The organism is Modestobacter versicolor (assembly GCF_014195485.1).
Lineage (GTDB): Bacteria > Actinomycetota > Actinomycetes > Mycobacteriales > Geodermatophilaceae > Modestobacter > Modestobacter versicolor.
Window position 1 is genome coordinate 1,042,418 of sequence record NZ_JACIBU010000001.1, and the last position, 15,863, is coordinate 1,058,280.

A 15,863-nucleotide genomic window follows, 5' to 3' on the forward strand; every position below is an offset into this window, starting at 1 on the left:
TGCAGGAGGGCCGAGAGGGACGGGTTCCTCCTCAGCGGTCGCGCCAGGGCCTCCCCTGGAGCCACCACTGCAGCCGCCGGGTGACCCACGGCAGCAGCAGGTAGGTCATCACCGGGGTGAGGGTCAGCGTCATCGCGGCCACCCGCCAGACGACGTGCACGTCGGCCAGCAGCGCGCCCAGCGTGACCGTGGCCAGCAGGTTGAGCGGGAAGAAGACCAGCCAGATGGTGACCGCCTGCTTCCAGCGCGGCGGTGCGGCCGGCAGCGGCGCGGTCGGGATCTCGGCGGAGGCGTCGACGGGTGCGTCGAACCACCCCTCGATGCCGGTGCGGCGCTCGGTCCGGGTCATCTCGGCCAGGCCCTGCGCCGAGCCGAGCCACCAGCGGCGCTCCGAGCTGGCCTCCCAGGCGGCGAGCGTGGCCGGCGAGGCGAAGCGGCACAGCATGTGCCACTCGTCCGCGCCGTGCCGCGGGCGGACCCAGCCGCCGCCGAGGAAGCCCGGGAAGCTCTCGGCCAGGGTGAGGCCGGAGCGGATCCAGGCGGTCATCTCCACCGCGTGGGCCGGGTCGGCCCGCCTGGTGAACGAGACGGTCACCGGCAGCTCCGGGGTCTCCGCAGCCGTCGGCACCGGGGTGGTGCTCTCCATGAGCACCAGCATCGCTGGCCGACGTGACGGACGCGTGACGCGGGTGCCCGCGCGGCGCACCGCCGGCGCACAGCCGGGCTGGTGATGATCTCGGCATGGAGGTCCTCGAGCGGTTCTGGACGCGCGTCTCGGCCACCTCTCCCCCGCTGCCCGGCTGGCTGCTGGCGGTCTGCGCGGTGGCCGCCCTGCTGGTGGTCGGCTCGCCCGCGGTGTGGCGGCGGGCCCGGCACGCGGTGACGATCGCGCACGAGGGGGCGCACGGGCTGGCGGCGCTGGTCACCGGGCGCCGGCTGGCCGGCATCCGGCTGCACTCGGACACCTCGGGGGTCACCGTCTCCGCGGGCCGGCCGAGCGGCGCAGGGATGGTGCTGACCATCGCCGCGGGCTACACCGGGCCGGGGCTGTTCGGGCTCGGTGCCGCCGCGCTGCTGGCCGCCGGCGCCGCCGTCGGGCTGCTGTGGGCGCTGCTCGGCCTGCTGGCGCTGCTGCTGGTGCAGATCCGCAACTGGTACGGGCTGTGGTCGGTGCTGGTCACCGGGGCCCTGGTGTTCGCCGCGACGTGGTGGCTGCCCGCCGAGGGGCAGTCCGCCTTCGCGCACGGCGTCACCTGGTTCCTGCTGCTGGCCGCCCCGAAGACGGTGGTGGAGCTGCAGTCCAAGCGCCGCCGCCGAGGGGGTGCCCCGGACTCCGACGCCGACCAGCTGGCCCGGCTCACCCGGCTGCCAGGGCTGTTCTGGGTGGCGGTGTTCCTGCTGGTCGACGTCGGCGCGCTGGCCCTGGGCACCTGGTGGCTGCTGCGCTGACGGCCGCCCTGCAGGGGCCCGCCGCGAGCTCGCGAGCGGTGGGGGGCAGCGGGGTCCCCGTTCAGGCGGTGGGGATGCGGCTGAAGCCGTCGGTGCGGACCAGGCCGTCGTAGCCGCCGCGCGGGGCGCCCAGGCCGAACAGCGCGCCCACCAGCGGGGCGACGTCGACCGTGCGCACCGGGGCACGGCTCGTCGTCCCCGGGCGGAGCGCCGGGTGGCCGCCGGTGACCATGAACGGGATCGGCTCGGTCGCCGGGTGCCCGTGGTTGCCGGGGATGGGGTTGGACAGCGGCTGCGGGTCGGTGAACCGCCAGCCCGGCCGGGCGTAGGCGACCAGGTCGCCGGCCTCCGGGCCGAGCCGCAGCTCCTTCGGCTCGTGCACCGAGAGCACTCCGGGGTGGGCCGCGACCAGCCGCCGCACGTCCCGCAGGCCGGCGGTGCGGGTCGCCGCCGGGCCGGTCCAGTAGAGCAGGTCGGCGCCGCCGTTCTGGGCGATCTGCACCGCGCGCTGCAGGTCCGGGCGGGCCGCGAGCACCCGGTTGACCGAGATCAGCGCGGTGGGCAGCGACCAGTCCATCGAGTGGTCGGCCAGCACCACCAGCACGCTGCGCTCCCAGCGACCGGTCGCCTGCAGGTGGTCGACGAACCGGCCGACCTGCAGGTCGGTGGAGACCAGCGCCAGCTGCCGGGCCACCTGCAGCGAGGTGCCGGTGAGGTCGGCGTGCCCGACCCGGTCGACGTCGCCGAGGTTGACGAACACGAGGTCGGGGTCCGGGCCGTCGACCATGGCCAGCAGGGCGTCGGTCGTCGCGGCGTCCGGGGCGTGGCCGGTGACCGGGAGGACCGGGAACGGCTCCCACCGGTAGGTCGCCCGCTCGCCGAAGATGCCGAACAGGTACTCCTTCGACAGCACCGTGCCGGTGGTCCGGCCCTTCTGCCGCAGCCGCTCCAGCACGGTCGGGAAGCGCAGGTCGGTGGGGCGGTCCAGGTCGCGCACCACGCCCTCGGCCCGGTCGAACACCGTGTTGCTGGGCACGCCGCTCCGGTCCGGCCGCACCCCGGCCATCATCATCGTGTGGTTCGGGATGGTCTCCGTCACCGGCAGCGAACGGGCGGCGGAGAACCAGGTGCCCTGCTGGCGGAGCCGGGCCAGCCGCGGGGTCAGCACCGGGCTGACCTCCTCCGGCCGACACCCGTCGACGACCAGCACGTAGACCCGCAGCCCTCCCCCGGCCGCCCGGGCGGTCGGGGCGCCGGCGGCTCCGGAGAGCACCACCGCCGCCCCCGTCGCGGCGCCGGTGGCGAGGAAGCGGCGACGGCTGAGCGAGCGCTGGGCGGGGGCCATGCGCTGTACATGGCCCCCGGACGCCGGGGGTAACGGCTCCCGCCCAGGGTTCACCCGACGTTCGCCGCCCGGTGACGTGCTGGAACGGCCCCCTCGCAGGGACCCGGGCCGACCCTGCGAGGCCCGGGGGCGAGGGGGTCCTTCGTCAGTCGCTGGTGGGGCGGTTGCGCCGCCGGGGGGCGGCGTGCGGCGGCTGCCGCACCGGCTCCACCTGCGGCGCGGGCGGGATCTCCAGGTCGGTCGGCTCGTGCGAGACGGTGAAGGGCTGCCCGTGGTGGGCGAGCTCCAGCGGCTCGTCGCCGTAGACCAGCCGGTAGGTGGCCCGCTGCGCCGTCACGGTCACCGCCAGGCAGCGGCCCCGGAAGACCACCCGGAACGCCAGCCGGCGGATCCGCGGGGGCAGCCGCGGCGCGAAGCTGAGCTGCCCGCCGTGGTCGCGCATCCCGCCGAACCCGGCGACGGCGACCGTCCACCCGCCGGCCAGCGAGGCGATGTGCAGCCCGTGCCCGCTGTTGCCGTGCAGGTTCTGCAGGTCGGTCAGCGAGGCCTCGCCCCAGTAGTCGTGGGCCAGCTGCAGGTGCCCGGTCTCCGCGGCGACGACCGCCTGCTGGGCCGCCGACAGCGAGGAGTCGCGCACCGTCCGGGCCTCGTAGTAGGCGAAGTCGGCGATCTTCTCCTCGGCGGTGAAGGCGTCGCCGCGCAGGTGCAGCGCCATCACCAGGTCGGCCTGCTTGACGACCTGCTTCCGGTAGATGTCGAAGTAGGGGAAGTTGAGCAGCAGCGGGTACTGGTCGGGCCGGGTGCCCTCGAAGTCCCACTCCTCGTGGTGGGTGAAGCCCTCCGACTGCTCGTGCACGCCGAGCGCCTCGTTGAACGGCACCCGCATCGCCTCGGCCGCCCGCGACCACAGCTCGACCTCGTCGCGGGACACCAACAGCCGGCCCGCCGTCTCCGGCTGGCGCTCGACCGCGGCGACGGCCTCGCGCAGGTTCCGCTGCGCCATCAGGTTCGTGTAGACGTTGTTGTCCACGATGGCGTCGTACTCGTCGGGCCCGGTGACCCCGTCGATCCGGTAGCCGCGGCCGTCGTCGAAGTGCCCGAGCGAGGCCCACAGCCGCGCGGTCTCCACCAGCAGCTCGGTGCCGTAGTCGCGGTCGAACTCCTCGTCCAGGGTGGCGGCGAAGTAGCGGGCGACGGCGTCGGCGATGTCGGCGTTGATGTGGAAGGCCGCCGTCCCGGCCGGCCAGTAGCCCGACGTCTCCTCCCCCCGGATGGTCCGCCACGGGAAGGCCGCGCCGTCGTGGCCGAGCACCCGGGCGCGCTCGCGGGCCAGGTCGAGCGTCGAGTGCCGCCACAGCAGCGCGTCGCGGGCGGCGGCCGGCACGGTGTAGGTGAGAACCGGCAGCACGTAGGTCTCGGTGTCCCAGAAGGTGTGCCCGTCGTAGCCGTCGCCGGTGAGCCCCTTGGCCGGGATCGGCTGCCGCTCCGCGCGCAGCCCGGCCTGCAGGACGTGGAACATGCCCACCCGCACGGCCTGCTGCAGCTCGTCGTCGCCCTCGATCTCGACGTCCGCCTCGTCCCAGTGCCGGTCCAGCAGCTCGCGCTGCTCGCGCACCAGCCGGTCCCAGCCGGCCAGCTTGGCGGTGGCCAGCGCCCCCTCGACCTGGTCGCGGATGGCCGGCGCCGAGCGGCGGCTGGACCAGCCGTAGGCCAGGTACTTCACCAGCCGCAGCCGCGAGCCGGCCGGCAGCCGGGCGGCCAGGGTGTAGCGGGCCAGGTCCGGGGAGGTCTCCAGGTCCTCGCTGGCGGAGTCCGGGACGTCGACCTCGTGGTCCATCCCGGCGGCCATCCGCAGCCGGCTGCGCTTGGTCTGGTGCACCAGGACGGCGTGCCGCCCGCGGCCCACGTGCAGCTCCGAGGCCAGCGGCCGGTCCATCGCCGAGGCGGCCCGCGGGTCGTCGGTCGCGGCGGTGTTGCGCACCTCGTTGGCCAGCAGGTCCGACTGCAGGGCGATGTAGAGGTCGCCCTGGTCGTCGGTGCACTCGACCGTGTACTCCACCGCGGCGATCGACCGCCGGGTCAGCGACACCAGCCGGGTGCTGGTGACCCGCACCTGGCGGCCGCTGGGCGAGCGCCACTCGGTGGTGCGGCGGAGCAGGCCGCTGCGCAGGTCCAACGTGCGGCGGTGGTCGATGACGTCGCCGTACTGCAGGTCCAGCGGGGTGTCACCGACCAGCAGCCGGATGACCTTGCCGTCGGTCACGTTGACCACGGTCTGGCCCTGCTCCGGGAAGCCGTAGCCGGCCTCGGCGTAGGGCAGCGGCCGCTCCTCGAAGAAGCCGTTGAGGTAGGTGCCGGGGACGACGACCGGCTCGCCCTCGTCCAGCGAGCCGCGCATGCCGATGTGCCCGTTGGCCAGCGCGAAGACCGACTCGTTGACCCCCAGCGAGGCCAGGTCGACACCGATCTCGGTCAGCGACCAGGGCTCGACCAGGAAGTGCGCGCGCCCCTCGGTCACCGGTCGCCGTCCAGCAGCTCGTCCAGGTCCTGGACGACGACGTCCGCGCCGCGCTCGCGCAGCTGCTCGGCCTGGCCGACCCGGTCGACGCCGACGACGAACCCGAAGTCACCGGCCCGCCCGGCCGCGACCCCGGCCAGCGCGTCCTCGTAGACCGCGCAGCGGGCCGGCTCGACGCCCACCGCGCGGGCGCCGGCGAGGAACCCGTCGGGTGCGGGCTTGCCGCGCAGCCCGTCGCGCTTGGCCACCACCCCGTCGACGCGGGCGTCGATCAGGTCGGCGAAGCCTCCTGCGGCGACGACCTGCGCGCCGTTGGCGGAGGCGGTCACCACGGCGGTCGCCAGGCCGGCCTCCTTGGCCGCGCGCAGGTACCGCATCGAGCCCTCGTAGACCTGCACGCCGTGCTCGTCGAGCTCGCGCAGCAGCAGCTCGTTCTTGCGGGTGGCCACGCCGCGGACCGTCTCGGCGTCGGCCGGGTCGGCGTCGGTGCCCTCGGGCAGGGTGATCCCCCGGCTGGCGAGGAAGTCCCGGACGCCGTCCTCGCGCGGCTTGCCGTCGACGAACTGGTTGTAGTCGGCCTGGCTGAACTCGGCCGCGCCCGGGTCGCGCCTGCGCAGGAACTCGTCGAAGGTGCGCTTCCAGGCGGCCTGGTGCACCTTCGCCGTCTGCGTCAGGACCCCGTCGAGGTCGAACAGGCAGGCCCGGATGTCTTCGGGGAGTCCCAGCACGCCCGACACGCTACGGCGAGATGATCGTCGGGACCTGTCGAATCCCACGGGGTCGCCCGTCGAGGGGGTGTCGACCGGATCGGCCGGCGACATCGAGGAGGCCTGCCATGCCGCAGTACCTGTTCATGCTGTACGACCGCGAGGACCTCTACGCCGAGGGGGGCGAGGAGCTGGCCGACCAGACCGTCCAGCGGCACCGCGACTTCACCGCGGCCGTGGCGGCCACCGACGGCGCCCGCGTGCTGGGCGGTGAGGCGCTGCAGGACCAGGCGACGGCGACCACGGTGCGCCGGACGAGCCCGGACGGCGAGCCGCTGGTCACCGACGGCCCGTTCCTGGAGGCCAAGGAGGCGTTCGGCGGCTACTACCTGATCGAGGCCCGCGACCTGGACCAGGCGCTCGAGCTGGCGAAGGTCTGCCCGGTGCTGGCCGGGGGCGTCGAGGTGCGGCCGATCTGGGACACCAGCGAGCTGGGGTGACCACCGCCGGGGACGTCGTCGCCGAGGCCGTGGAGGCCGCCCACCGGGCGCACTGGCCGGTGCTGGTGGCCACCACGGTGCGGCTGCTGCGCGACCTGGACGCGGCCGAGGACTGCGTCCAGGACGCGTTCGCGGCCGCCGTGCGCACCTGGCGCACCGACGGCGTCCCCGGCAACCCCGCGGCCTGGCTGACGACCGCGACCCGCAACCGCGCGCTGGACCGGCTGCGCCGGTCGGCGACCGAGCGCCGGGCGCTGCCCGCGCTGATCGGCGAGAGCCAGCGGCTGGAGCGGGACGGTCCCGGCCGGGCGGCCGACGACGGCGTCCGGGACGACGGCGAGGACCTGCTGCGGCTGGTGCTGCTGTGCGCCCACCCCGCGCTGGCCCCCGAGTCGCGGGTGGCGCTGACCCTGCGGGCCCTGTGCGGCGTCCCGACCGGCGCGATCGCCCGGGTGATGCTGGTGCCCGAGCCCACCCTGGCGGCCCGGCTGACCCGGGCGAAGAAGAAGATCGCCGGCGCGGGCATCCCGCTGCGGCTGCCGGCGGCCGCGGAGCGTGCCCAGCGGGTGGCGGGCGCCCTGGACGTCGTCCACCTGGTGCTCACCTGCGCGCACGACGACCCGGCCGCCGACGACGGGCTCGCCGCCCGGGCGGTGATGCTCGCCCGCGCGCTGGTGCGGCTCGCGCCCGAGGACACCGAGGCGCGCGGCCTGCTGGCCCTGGCGCTGCTCACCGGCGCCCGCTCCGCCGCCCGCCGGGACGACGCCGGTGCGGTGGTGCTGCTGGCCGACCAGGACCGGTCGCGCTGGGACGCGGCGGCGATCACCGAGGGGCTGGCGCTGGTGCGCGGGCTCCTCCCCCACCCCGCCGGCCGGTTCACCCTCCAGGCGGCGATCGCCGCCGAGCACGCCCGGGCGGTGACCGCCGCGGCGACCGACTGGCGGCAGGTGCTGCGGCTCTACGACGCGCTCCTGGCCGAGTGGCCGACCCCCGTGGTGGCGCTCAACCGGGCGGTCGCGCTCGCCGAGGTGGACGGTCCGTCAGCGGCCCTGCGGGCGCTGCGCGCGGTCGCCGACGACCCGGTGCTCGCCCGGTACCCGTGGCTGCCGGCGACCCGGGCCGAGCTGCACCGCCGGTCCGGCGACCCGGTCGCGGCCGCCGCCGAGTACCGGGCCGCGTTGGCGATGCCGGTGTCCCCCGCGGACGCCGCCTTCCTCCGGGCCCGGCTGGCCGCGGTGACCGACGGTCGCTGATCGTCTCGTTGCCGCGTGGTCCTCATCCCTCTGCCTGTCCGCCGGCCGGTCCTCCCTGCCGGGGACGGCGGGGGTCTCCGACCCCGACCGTGTTGGGGATAACGGTCGTACGTCCGGCTGCGGACCGGGTCGGTGGCGGGCACCCGGGCGGTACCCCACCGGGCTGCCTAGGGTCGTGACCAGCAGCGGCGCCGCCGCACCCCGGCCCGGCCGGGGACCTGCGACCGAGGAGGACCCGGCATGGCCGATCGGCCCACCGTGCCCAACCCCTACGACTTCCTCCCCCCGGTGCCCTCGTTCGAGGTGACCAGCACCGACATCGCCCCCGGCGAGCGGCTCCCCCTGCCCCACGCCAGCGGCGCGATGGGCGTCCCCGGCGGCGAGGACCGCTCCCCGCAGCTGAGCTGGTCGGGTTTCCCGGCCGAGACCAGGGGCTTCGCGGTCACCGTCTACGACCCCGACGCCCCCACCGGCAGCGGCTTCTGGCACTGGGCGGTCGCCGGCATCCCGGCCTCGGTGACCGAGCTGCCCAGCGGCGCTGCCGACGGCGGCCTGCCCGCGGGCGCGGTGCAGCTGCGCAACGACACCGGCTCCCCCGGGTTCGTGGGCGCCGCTCCCCCGGCGGGGCACGGCACGCACCACTACTACGTGGTGGTGCACGCGCTGGACACCGACGACCTGGGCGTGCCGGCCGAGGCGACCCCGGCCTACCTGGGGTTCACCCTGTTCAGCCGCACGCTGGCGCGCGGCACGATCGTGGCGACCTTCGACGTCGAGTGACCCCCGGCCCCGCTGGGCCGGCCCGGCGCCGGCTCAGCGGGGCGGGCGCTCCGCCGGGCGCTCGGCCAGGCAGCTGGTGCCCACCCGGGCGAAGCCGGCCCGCTCGTAGACCCGGGCCACGTCGTCGTCACCGGCGGAGAGGAACACCAGGTCGGCGGTCTGCCGGGCGTGCTCGACCAGCGCCGAGGTGAGCCCGGCGCCGAGCCCGCGGCCGCGGAACCGGGGCAGCGTGGCCACCCCGACGACCTCGCTGACCTCGGTGCCGTCGACGTCCACCGGCTGGTGCGAGCCGATCGCGACCGGCTGGCCGTCGTCGACGGCGACCATCATCACCGTGCGGCCCGACGCCACCCGCTCGCGCAGCGCCTCGGTGGGCGGCAGCTCGCCCGGCCCGGGGTCGCCCAGCGCCACGTCGGGCACCCCGCCGCCCGCGCCGGCCGGCACGGTGGCGGCCGGCCTCGGGTTGGCGAACGCCAGCTCGGCCAGCCGTTGGTACAGCCCCAGCCGCGGGTCGTCGGCGCCCACCAGGTACAGCCGAACCTCCGCCGGCAGCAGCACCTCGACCGGGTCGTCGGCGACCAGCAGGGGGAGCTCGTCGACGGCCAGGCCGGCGGAGCGGGCGACGGTGGCCAGCCCCCGGCAGCGGTCGCCCAGCCACTCCAGGGCGGCCGGCAGCCCGGCCTGCTCCTGCAGCGCGACGGCGGCGCGCACGTCGGCCAGGGTGACCTCGCCCTCCCGGCCGGGGAGCGGCCGGGCGGGGTAGGGCCACTCCGGCGAGCCGATCGGCACCTGGAGCGGGCCGACGGTCCGCACCTGGGCGTCCGCCAGCGGCGCGAGGCTGAAGTAGCGCTCGATCCGGTCGAGCAGCCGTGGCGACGACACGCCCAGGACCCTAGACGCCCGTGCCGGCCCGGGGACCCCGCGCGCCCTGCGGACCACCCGGTCGGGGGGCCGGTGGAGCCCGACGGCACCATGGGCGCCGTGACGGTCGGTCAACGCGCGCAGGTCTCGCCCTTCACGGCGTTCGACCGGGAGTCCTGGCGGGCGCTGGCGGCCGGCTCCGAGCTGCCGCTGGACGCCGCCGACGTCCGGGCGCTGGCGAGCCTCGGCGACCGGATCGACCTGGACGAGGTGGCCACCGTCTACCTGCCGCTGGCCCGGCTGCTGCACCTGCACGTGACGGCCAGCCGGCGGCTGTGGGCCGCGCAGACCCAGTTCCTCGGCGCCCGCACCGAGAAGGTGCCCTTCGTGATCGCGGTCGCCGGCAGCGTCGCCGTCGGCAAGAGCACCACCGCCCGGCTGCTGCAGGCCCTGCTGGCCGCGGCCCCGGACACCCCGCGGGTCGACCTGGTGACCACCGACGGCTTCCTGCTGCCCAACGCGGTGCTCGAGCAGCGCGGGCTGCTGGGCCGCAAGGGCTTCCCGGAGAGCTACGACCGGCGGGCGCTGCTGCGCTTCCTCGCCGACGTCAAGAGCGGCCGGCCCGAGGTCAGCGCACCGCTGTACTCGCACCTGTCCTACGACGTGCTGCCCGACCAGCGCCAGCTGGTCGACTCCCCCGACGTCCTGGTGCTCGAGGGCCTCAACGTGCTGCAGGCCGGCGGCCGCCCCGACGGCCGCGTCCCGGAGGTCTTCCTCTCCGACTTCTTCGACTTCTCCGTCTACGTCGACGCCACCGAGGCCGACATCTCCCAGTGGTACGTCGAGCGCTTCCTCGCGCTCCGGCGCACCGCCTTCTCCGACACCGCCGCCTACTTCCACCGGTTCGCCGACCTCACCGACGAGGAGGCGACGACGACGGCGCGCGGCATCTGGTCGGCGGTCAACGAGCCCAACCTGCGGCTGAACATCGCCCCCACCCGGTCCCGTGCCCGGCTGGTGCTGCAGAAGGCCGCCGACCACTCCGTCCGGCGGGTCCTGCTGCGCAAGCTCTGAGCCGCTGACCGGGGAGGCGACACACTCTGCCAACCCCGGTGGGTGACCTCGTCACCTCCCGCCCGGTCGGCCCGACGTGACCGCGCGCACACTCGGGTCACCGCACGGATGCGGACCGACCCGTCCCCGCTCGCCGGGGCGACCAGGAGTTGACCAGGATGTGTGCTCACGTACTGCCCTGCCCGTCCGCTGACGCCGACGACCGCGTGCTCGCCGTCCCCGTCAGCCGGCACCCCGAGCAGGGCTGGGCCCTGCTGTGCAACGGCGTCGTCCTGTTCGACGACGACGGTGAGCTGCTCCCCGACGGCCAGGTCGTGCTGACCCGCCCGTGGACGCTGGCCGCCGTCCCCGCCTGACCCGGGGCCCCTCGGGGCCGACCCCGTTCTGAGCACTCGCACCTGCCCGGCACAGGTGGCCCACAGCGGCACCGCCGACCGTCGGGGGCATGCCCGGCCACTCCTCCCCCACGACCTCCCGGGTGCGGCGGTGGCTGCTGGCGACCGTGGCCGTGCCGGCCGTGGCCCTGGCCGGCGTGCTGGCGTGGCCGGGCGGCGGCGAGCGCACCAGCCCCGCCGCGGCGGTGGAGGTCCCGATCGACGCGACCGTGGCCGACGGACCCGCCACCGTCCCCACCGTCGGCAGCGCGGCGGTGCTCTCCGCGGTGGGCGCCGCGGCGGCCCAGGCCGGCGGCAGCATCGCGGTGGTGGTGCTGGACGCCGCCGGTGCCCCGCTGGTCACCGGCGACGCCGCGGACGACGCCGTGCCCACCGCCTCGCTGGTGAAGCTGCTCGTCGTCCAGCAGCTGCTGGCGCGGGACGCCGCCGGGTCGCTCAGCCTGGACGACGACGACCTGGCGCTGATGGAGCGCGCCGTCGAGGCCTCCGACGACGACGCGATGAGCAGCCTGTGGGTGGAGTTCGACGGCGCCGCGCTGGTGGCCGACGCGGCCGCCGAGTTCGGGCTCACCGGGACCGCACCGCCGGAGACCGCCGGTCAGTGGGGCGGGTCGACGACCACGGCGCGCGACCAGGCGACGTTCCTCGCCGCGCTGGACGAGCACCTCTCCCCGGCGGACCTGGCGACGCTGACCGGCTGGATGCAGGCGACGACCGGCACCGCGGCCGACGGCTTCGACCAGGCGTTCGGGGTGCTGGCCACCGGCTCGGGGGCCGGACCGGTCGCGGCCAAGCAGGGCTGGATGTGCTGCGTGGACTCCCGGCGGCAGCTGCACTCGGCCGGCGTGCTCGCCGACGGCCGGGTGGTGGTGCTGCTCGGCGACTTCCCGTCCGGCACCGGCTGGGCCGAGGCCCGGGCGGCGCTGGACGCCGCCGCGCGGGCCGCGGTGACCGCCGGCTGACCGGCGAGCCCGGCGGTCACCGGCCGGGCGCGGGGCGCCCGGCGGCTGCTCGGCGAGCGCGGCCAGGTCGGGGGCGACGCGGTCAGCCGACGTCGGCGGCGTCCGCGGCCTGGGTCAGCAGGGCGGTGAAGCCGGCCTGGTCGGGGGCGGCGCCGGCCGTGCCGGTCTGCGCCAGCAGCACCGCGCGCGGCCCCTCGGACACGATCCCGACCAGCGAGGAGACGGTGCCCAGCTGGTGGGTCAGCGTGATCGAGGCGGCGCCGGAGGAGTCGCCCCGGGCGGGGACGTCCACCGCGGCGACGGCGACGCTCACCTGCATCCCCCACGGTGCGTCGACGGTCGCCGAGGCGCAGGCCTGCACCAGCTGGTCCACCCGCAGCGCCAGCCCGTCGAGCGCTGGGCCCTCCGCGACCACCTGGTAGGTGCGCACCGCGTCGGTGGCGGCCACCTGGGCGGCGACCTCGGGCAGCTCGGCGTCCTCGAGGGTGGGCAGCGCGGCCAGCGCGTCGGCGCACGCGGCGGGCTCGATCGCCGGCTCCGCCGCGTCGTCGCCGCCGTGCCAGCCCCAGCCGTGGTGGCCGGACCCGCCGTGGTGGCGGTCCCACCAGCCGTGGCCGTCGTCGTCCCCATCGGCGTCGTCCCCGCCGCCGTGCCACCAGGACCCCGGCCAGGGCCCCGACCCGTCGGCGGGCAGCTGGTGCACGTCGGCGTCCGGCCCGAACGCGGACTCCGGCAGCAGCAGGCCGGTGAGGTCGTCGGGAGCGGGTTCGGCGCTGCTGGGGGCAGCGCTGCCGGTCGCCGCGGCCTCGCTGACCGCGGTCGGTCCGCCCGCGTCGGGCTGGCCGCCGCAGGAGGCGAGCACCGCCGTCCCGGCCAGCACCACCGCACCGAACGCCGACCGCCGCACCGAGGTCCTCATGGACCGATGGTCCGCCTCCCCGGCTGCGGCGTCGACCCCCCTGCGGCGTGTCAGGACTGCGCGCCGACCACGTCCCGCGTCGTCCCCAGGTCGTCGGGGGCGCCCTCGGCGCGGCTCGGCTCGGTCGCCACCGGCGGGTGCGCCTCGTGCGGCTCCTCGAAGGCCTCCGGCGACGGGCACGAGCAGACCAGGTTGCGGTCGCCGTAGGCGCCGTCGATGCGGCGCACCGGGGCCAGGTAGCCCCGGCCGGCCAGCCGCGGCACCGGGTACACCGCCACCTCGCGGGGGTACGGGTGGGTCCACTCCCCCGCCAGCATCTTCAGCGTGTGCGGGGCGTTGCGCAGCGGGTTGTCGGTGGCGTCGTACTCACCGGTGGCGACCTTGTCGATCTCGGTGCGGATGAGCACCATCGCCTCGACGAAGCGGTCGAGCTCGGCCTTGTCCTCGCTCTCGGTCGGCTCGACCATCAGCGTGCCGGCGACCGGGAAGCTCATCGTCGGGGCGTGGAAGCCCAGGTCGATCAGGCGCTTGGCGATGTCGTCGTTGGTCACGCCGGTCGCCTTGGTCAGCGGCCGGATGTCCAGGATGCACTCGTGGGCCACCAGCCCGGTGGCGCCGGTGTAGAGCACCGGGTAGTACGGCCGCAGCCGCTCGGCCACGTAGTTGGCCGCCAGGATGGCGTGCTCGGTGGCCCGCAGCAGCCCGTCGGGGCCCATCAGCCGCAGGTAGGCCCAGGAGATCGGCAGGATCCCGGCCGAGCCGAACGGGGCGCCGGAGACCGCCGGGCCCTGCCCGCCGGTCTCCACCAGCGGGTGGCCGGGCAGGAACGGCACCAGGTGCTCGCGGACGCCGATCGGGCCGACGCCGGGGCCACCGCCGCCGTGCGGGATGCAGAAGGTCTTGTGCAGGTTGAGGTGGCTGACGTCGGAGCCGAAGCGGCCGGGCCGGGCGAGCCCCACCAGCGCGTTGAGGTTGGCGCCGTCGACGTAGACCTGGCCACCGGCGTCGTGCACCGCGGCGCAGATCTGCTGCACCTCGACCTCGAACACCCCGTGCGTCGACGGGTAGGTGATCATGATCGCGGCGAGCCGCTCGGCGTGCTGGTCGACCTTCGCGTGCAGGTCGGCGAGGTCGACGTTGCCCGCGTCGTCGCAGGCCACGACGACGACCCGCATCCCGGCCATGACGGCGCTGGCGGCGTTCGTCCCGTGCGCCGAGGACGGGATCAGGCACACGTCGCGCTGGGTCTCGCCCCGCGAGCGGTGGTAGCTGCGGATGGCGAGCAGCCCGGCGAACTCGCCCTGCGAGCCGGCGTTGGGCTGCACGCTCACCGCCGCGTACCCGGTGATCTCGGCCAGCCCGTCGCACAGCTCCTGGACCAGCCGGGCGTACCCGCGGGCCTGCTCGACCGGGGCGAAGGGGTGCAGCCCGGCGAACTCCGGCCAGGTGACGGCGGCCATCTCGGTGGCGGCGTTGAGCTTCATCGTGCAGGAGCCCAGCGGGATCATCGTGCGGTCCAGCGCCAGGTCCTTGTCCGACAGCCGGCGCAGGTACCGCAGCATCGCGGTCTCCGAGCGGTGCTCCGCGAAGACCGGGTGGGTGAGGAACGGGGTGCGCCGGTGCAGCCCGGCCGGCAGCGCGTCGGCGCCTGCGCCGTCCAGGGCGGCCTCGTCGGCGGCCACCCCGAAGGCCGCGGCGACCAGCCGCAGCACCTCCGGCGTCGTGGTCTCGTCGCAGGCGACCGCGACGGTGTCGGCGTCGACCAGCCGCAGGTTGACCCGGCGCTCCGCGGCGGCGGCGACCACCTGGGCGGCGCGGCCGGGCACCGGGACGGTGACGGTGTCGAAGAAGTGCTCGTGCACCGGCGCCAGGCCACCGGCGCGCAGCCACCCGGCGAGCACCTGGGCGCTGCGGTGCACCCGGGCGGCGATGGCGGTGAGGCCCTCGGGACCGTGGTGGACGGCGTAGGCGCCGGCCATGACCGCGAGCAGCACCTGGGCGGTGCAGATGTTGCTGGTCGCCTTCTCCCGGCGGATGTGCTGCTCGCGGGTCTGCAGCGCCAGCCGGTAGGCGACGTCGCCGTCGGCGTCGACCGAGACGCCGACCAGCCGGCCGGGCAGCTGGCGGGCCAGCCCCTCGCGCACCGACAGGTAGCCGGCGTGCGGACCGCCGTAGCCCATCGGGACGCCGAAGCGCTGGGTGGTGCCGCAGGCGACGTCGGCGCCCCACTCCCCCGGTGCCTCGAGCAGCGTCAGCGCGAGCAGGTCGGCGGCGACCACGACGGCGGCACCGGCCTCGTGCGCGGCGGTGGCGAGCGCGCGGTGGTCGCGCACCGCGCCGCTGGCCCCCGGGTACGCCAGCAGCACGCCGAACGCGCCGGCCTCGGGCAGGTCGGTGGGCCAGCCGGCGGACAGGTCGGCGACGTGCAGGCCGATGCCCAGCGGCTCGGCGCGCGTCCGCAGCACGGCGAGGGTCTGCGGCAGGGTGTCGGCGTCGACGACGAAGACGGCGTCGGCCTTGGCCCGGCCGGCCCGGCGCACCAGCGTCATCGCCTCGGCGGCGGCGGTGGCCTCGTCGAGCATCGAGGCGCCGGCGACCGGCAGGCCGGTGAGGTCGGCGACCATCGTCTGGAAGTTGATCAGCGCCTCGAGGCGGCCCTGGCTGATCTCGGGCTGGTAGGGCGTGTAGGCGGTGTACCAGGCCGGGTTCTCCAGGATGTTCCGCTGGATCACCGCGGGGGTGACGGTGCCGCTGTAGCCCAGCCCGATCATCGAGGTGAAGACCTCGTTGGCCGCGGCCCGCTCGCGCAGCTCGGCCAGCACCGTCGCCTCGTCGGCGGCGGCCGGGAGGTCCAGCGGGGTGCGATCGCGGACGCCCTCGGGGACGCACGCGTCGGCCAGCGACGCCAACGAGGGGTGCCCCACCGCCGCGAGCATCGCCTCGGTCTCGCCGGCGCGGGGGCCGATGTGCCGGCCCGCGAAGGAGCCCTGCGTCGAGAGGGCGGAGAGCGCCGGGAGGGCCCCGGTCAGGAGCGGTGCGTCAGCGCCAGGAGTTCGGTCGGCCACTGCATCGACGCTACCAGCGCCATGTCACGCGCCCG

Annotated in this window: 14 protein-coding genes; 7 read left to right on the forward strand and 7 right to left on the reverse strand. The window is 76.0% G+C overall.

What is annotated here, in order from left to right; translation table 11 throughout:
* Positions 1–31 precede the first annotated feature (31 nt).
* A complete protein-coding gene (locus FHX36_RS05045) occupies positions 32–646 on the reverse strand; it encodes a putative antibiotic biosynthesis monooxygenase (protein WP_110552135.1) in 615 nt (204 codons plus the stop codon).
* Positions 647–741: 95 nt separating this feature from the next.
* Between FHX36_RS05045 and FHX36_RS05050 the strand changes: the two genes are divergently transcribed.
* Positions 742–1,449 (forward strand): M50 family metallopeptidase, encoded by a 708-nt coding sequence (locus FHX36_RS05050; RefSeq protein WP_110552131.1) that lies wholly within the window; start codon positions 742–744, stop codon positions 1,447–1,449.
* Positions 1,450–1,510: 61 nt separating this feature from the next.
* Here the strand turns inward: FHX36_RS05050 and FHX36_RS05055 are convergent, their stop codons facing one another.
* The 3 genes from FHX36_RS05055 to FHX36_RS05065 all read right to left on the reverse strand — a co-directional run bounded on the left by FHX36_RS05055 (position 1,511) and on the right by FHX36_RS05065 (position 6,040).
* Complete coding sequence (locus tag FHX36_RS05055; RefSeq protein WP_110552132.1) at positions 1,511–2,794, reverse strand: alkaline phosphatase family protein; 1,284 nt, start codon at positions 2,792–2,794, stop codon at positions 1,511–1,513.
* 145 nt (positions 2,795–2,939) lie between these two features.
* Positions 2,940–5,312, reverse strand: coding sequence for a glycoside hydrolase family 65 protein (locus FHX36_RS05060; RefSeq protein WP_110552133.1), 2,373 nt, complete (start codon positions 5,310–5,312; stop codon positions 2,940–2,942).
* Positions 5,309–6,040, reverse strand: a complete 732-nt coding sequence (locus FHX36_RS05065) for an HAD family hydrolase (RefSeq protein ID WP_110552136.1) — start codon at positions 6,038–6,040, stop codon at positions 5,309–5,311. The genes FHX36_RS05060 and FHX36_RS05065 overlap by 4 nt, the downstream gene beginning before the upstream one ends.
* 107 nt (positions 6,041–6,147) lie before the next feature.
* Here FHX36_RS05065 and FHX36_RS05070 point away from each other — a divergent pair, with 107 nt between their 5' ends.
* The 3 genes from FHX36_RS05070 (at position 6,148) to FHX36_RS05080 (ending at position 8,552) form a co-directional block, all read left to right on the forward strand.
* Positions 6,148–6,519: a YciI family protein gene (locus tag FHX36_RS05070; RefSeq protein WP_110552134.1), complete on the forward strand. Its 372-nt coding sequence runs from the start codon at positions 6,148–6,150 to the stop codon at positions 6,517–6,519.
* Positions 6,516–7,772, forward strand: a complete 1,257-nt coding sequence (locus FHX36_RS05075; RefSeq protein ID WP_183513550.1) for a sigma-70 family RNA polymerase sigma factor — start codon at positions 6,516–6,518, stop codon at positions 7,770–7,772. The genes FHX36_RS05070 and FHX36_RS05075 overlap by 4 nt, the downstream gene beginning before the upstream one ends.
* 240 nt (positions 7,773–8,012) lie before the next feature.
* Positions 8,013–8,552 carry a YbhB/YbcL family Raf kinase inhibitor-like protein gene (locus tag FHX36_RS05080; protein ID WP_110554418.1) on the forward strand — a complete coding sequence of 180 codons (540 nt, stop codon included), beginning with the start codon at positions 8,013–8,015 and terminating at the stop codon, positions 8,550–8,552.
* A gap of 33 nt (positions 8,553–8,585) precedes the next feature.
* Here the strand turns inward: FHX36_RS05080 and FHX36_RS05085 are convergent, their stop codons facing one another.
* Complete coding sequence (locus FHX36_RS05085; RefSeq protein ID WP_183513551.1) at positions 8,586–9,434, reverse strand: GNAT family N-acetyltransferase; 849 nt, start codon at positions 9,432–9,434, stop codon at positions 8,586–8,588.
* Positions 9,435–9,524: 90 nt separating this feature from the next.
* Between FHX36_RS05085 and coaA the strand changes: the two genes are divergently transcribed.
* The 3 genes from coaA to FHX36_RS05100 all read left to right on the forward strand — a co-directional run bounded on the left by coaA (position 9,525) and on the right by FHX36_RS05100 (position 11,844).
* Entirely contained in the window at positions 9,525–10,487 is a 963-nt protein-coding gene (gene coaA / locus FHX36_RS05090) for a type I pantothenate kinase (protein WP_110554383.1), read from the forward strand.
* Between the two features lie 158 nt (positions 10,488–10,645).
* Complete coding sequence (locus FHX36_RS05095; protein WP_110554382.1) at positions 10,646–10,843, forward strand: DUF5999 family protein; 198 nt, start codon at positions 10,646–10,648, stop codon at positions 10,841–10,843.
* Positions 10,844–10,932: 89 nt separating this feature from the next.
* A complete protein-coding gene (locus FHX36_RS05100; RefSeq protein WP_183513552.1) occupies positions 10,933–11,844 on the forward strand; it encodes an LppW family protein in 912 nt (303 codons plus the stop codon).
* An 82-nt stretch (positions 11,845–11,926) separates the two neighbouring features.
* On the opposite strand, the gene FHX36_RS05105 is transcribed toward FHX36_RS05100, so the two are convergent.
* Together FHX36_RS05105 and gcvP are read right to left on the reverse strand one after the other, a co-directional pair.
* Positions 11,927–12,763: a hypothetical protein gene (locus FHX36_RS05105; RefSeq protein WP_183513554.1), complete on the reverse strand. Its 837-nt coding sequence runs from the start codon at positions 12,761–12,763 to the stop codon at positions 11,927–11,929.
* Positions 12,764–12,813: 50 nt separating this feature from the next.
* Positions 12,814–15,828, reverse strand: a complete 3,015-nt coding sequence (gene gcvP, locus FHX36_RS05110; protein WP_343056569.1) for an aminomethyl-transferring glycine dehydrogenase — start codon at positions 15,826–15,828, stop codon at positions 12,814–12,816.
* Positions 15,829–15,863 lie beyond the last annotated feature (35 nt).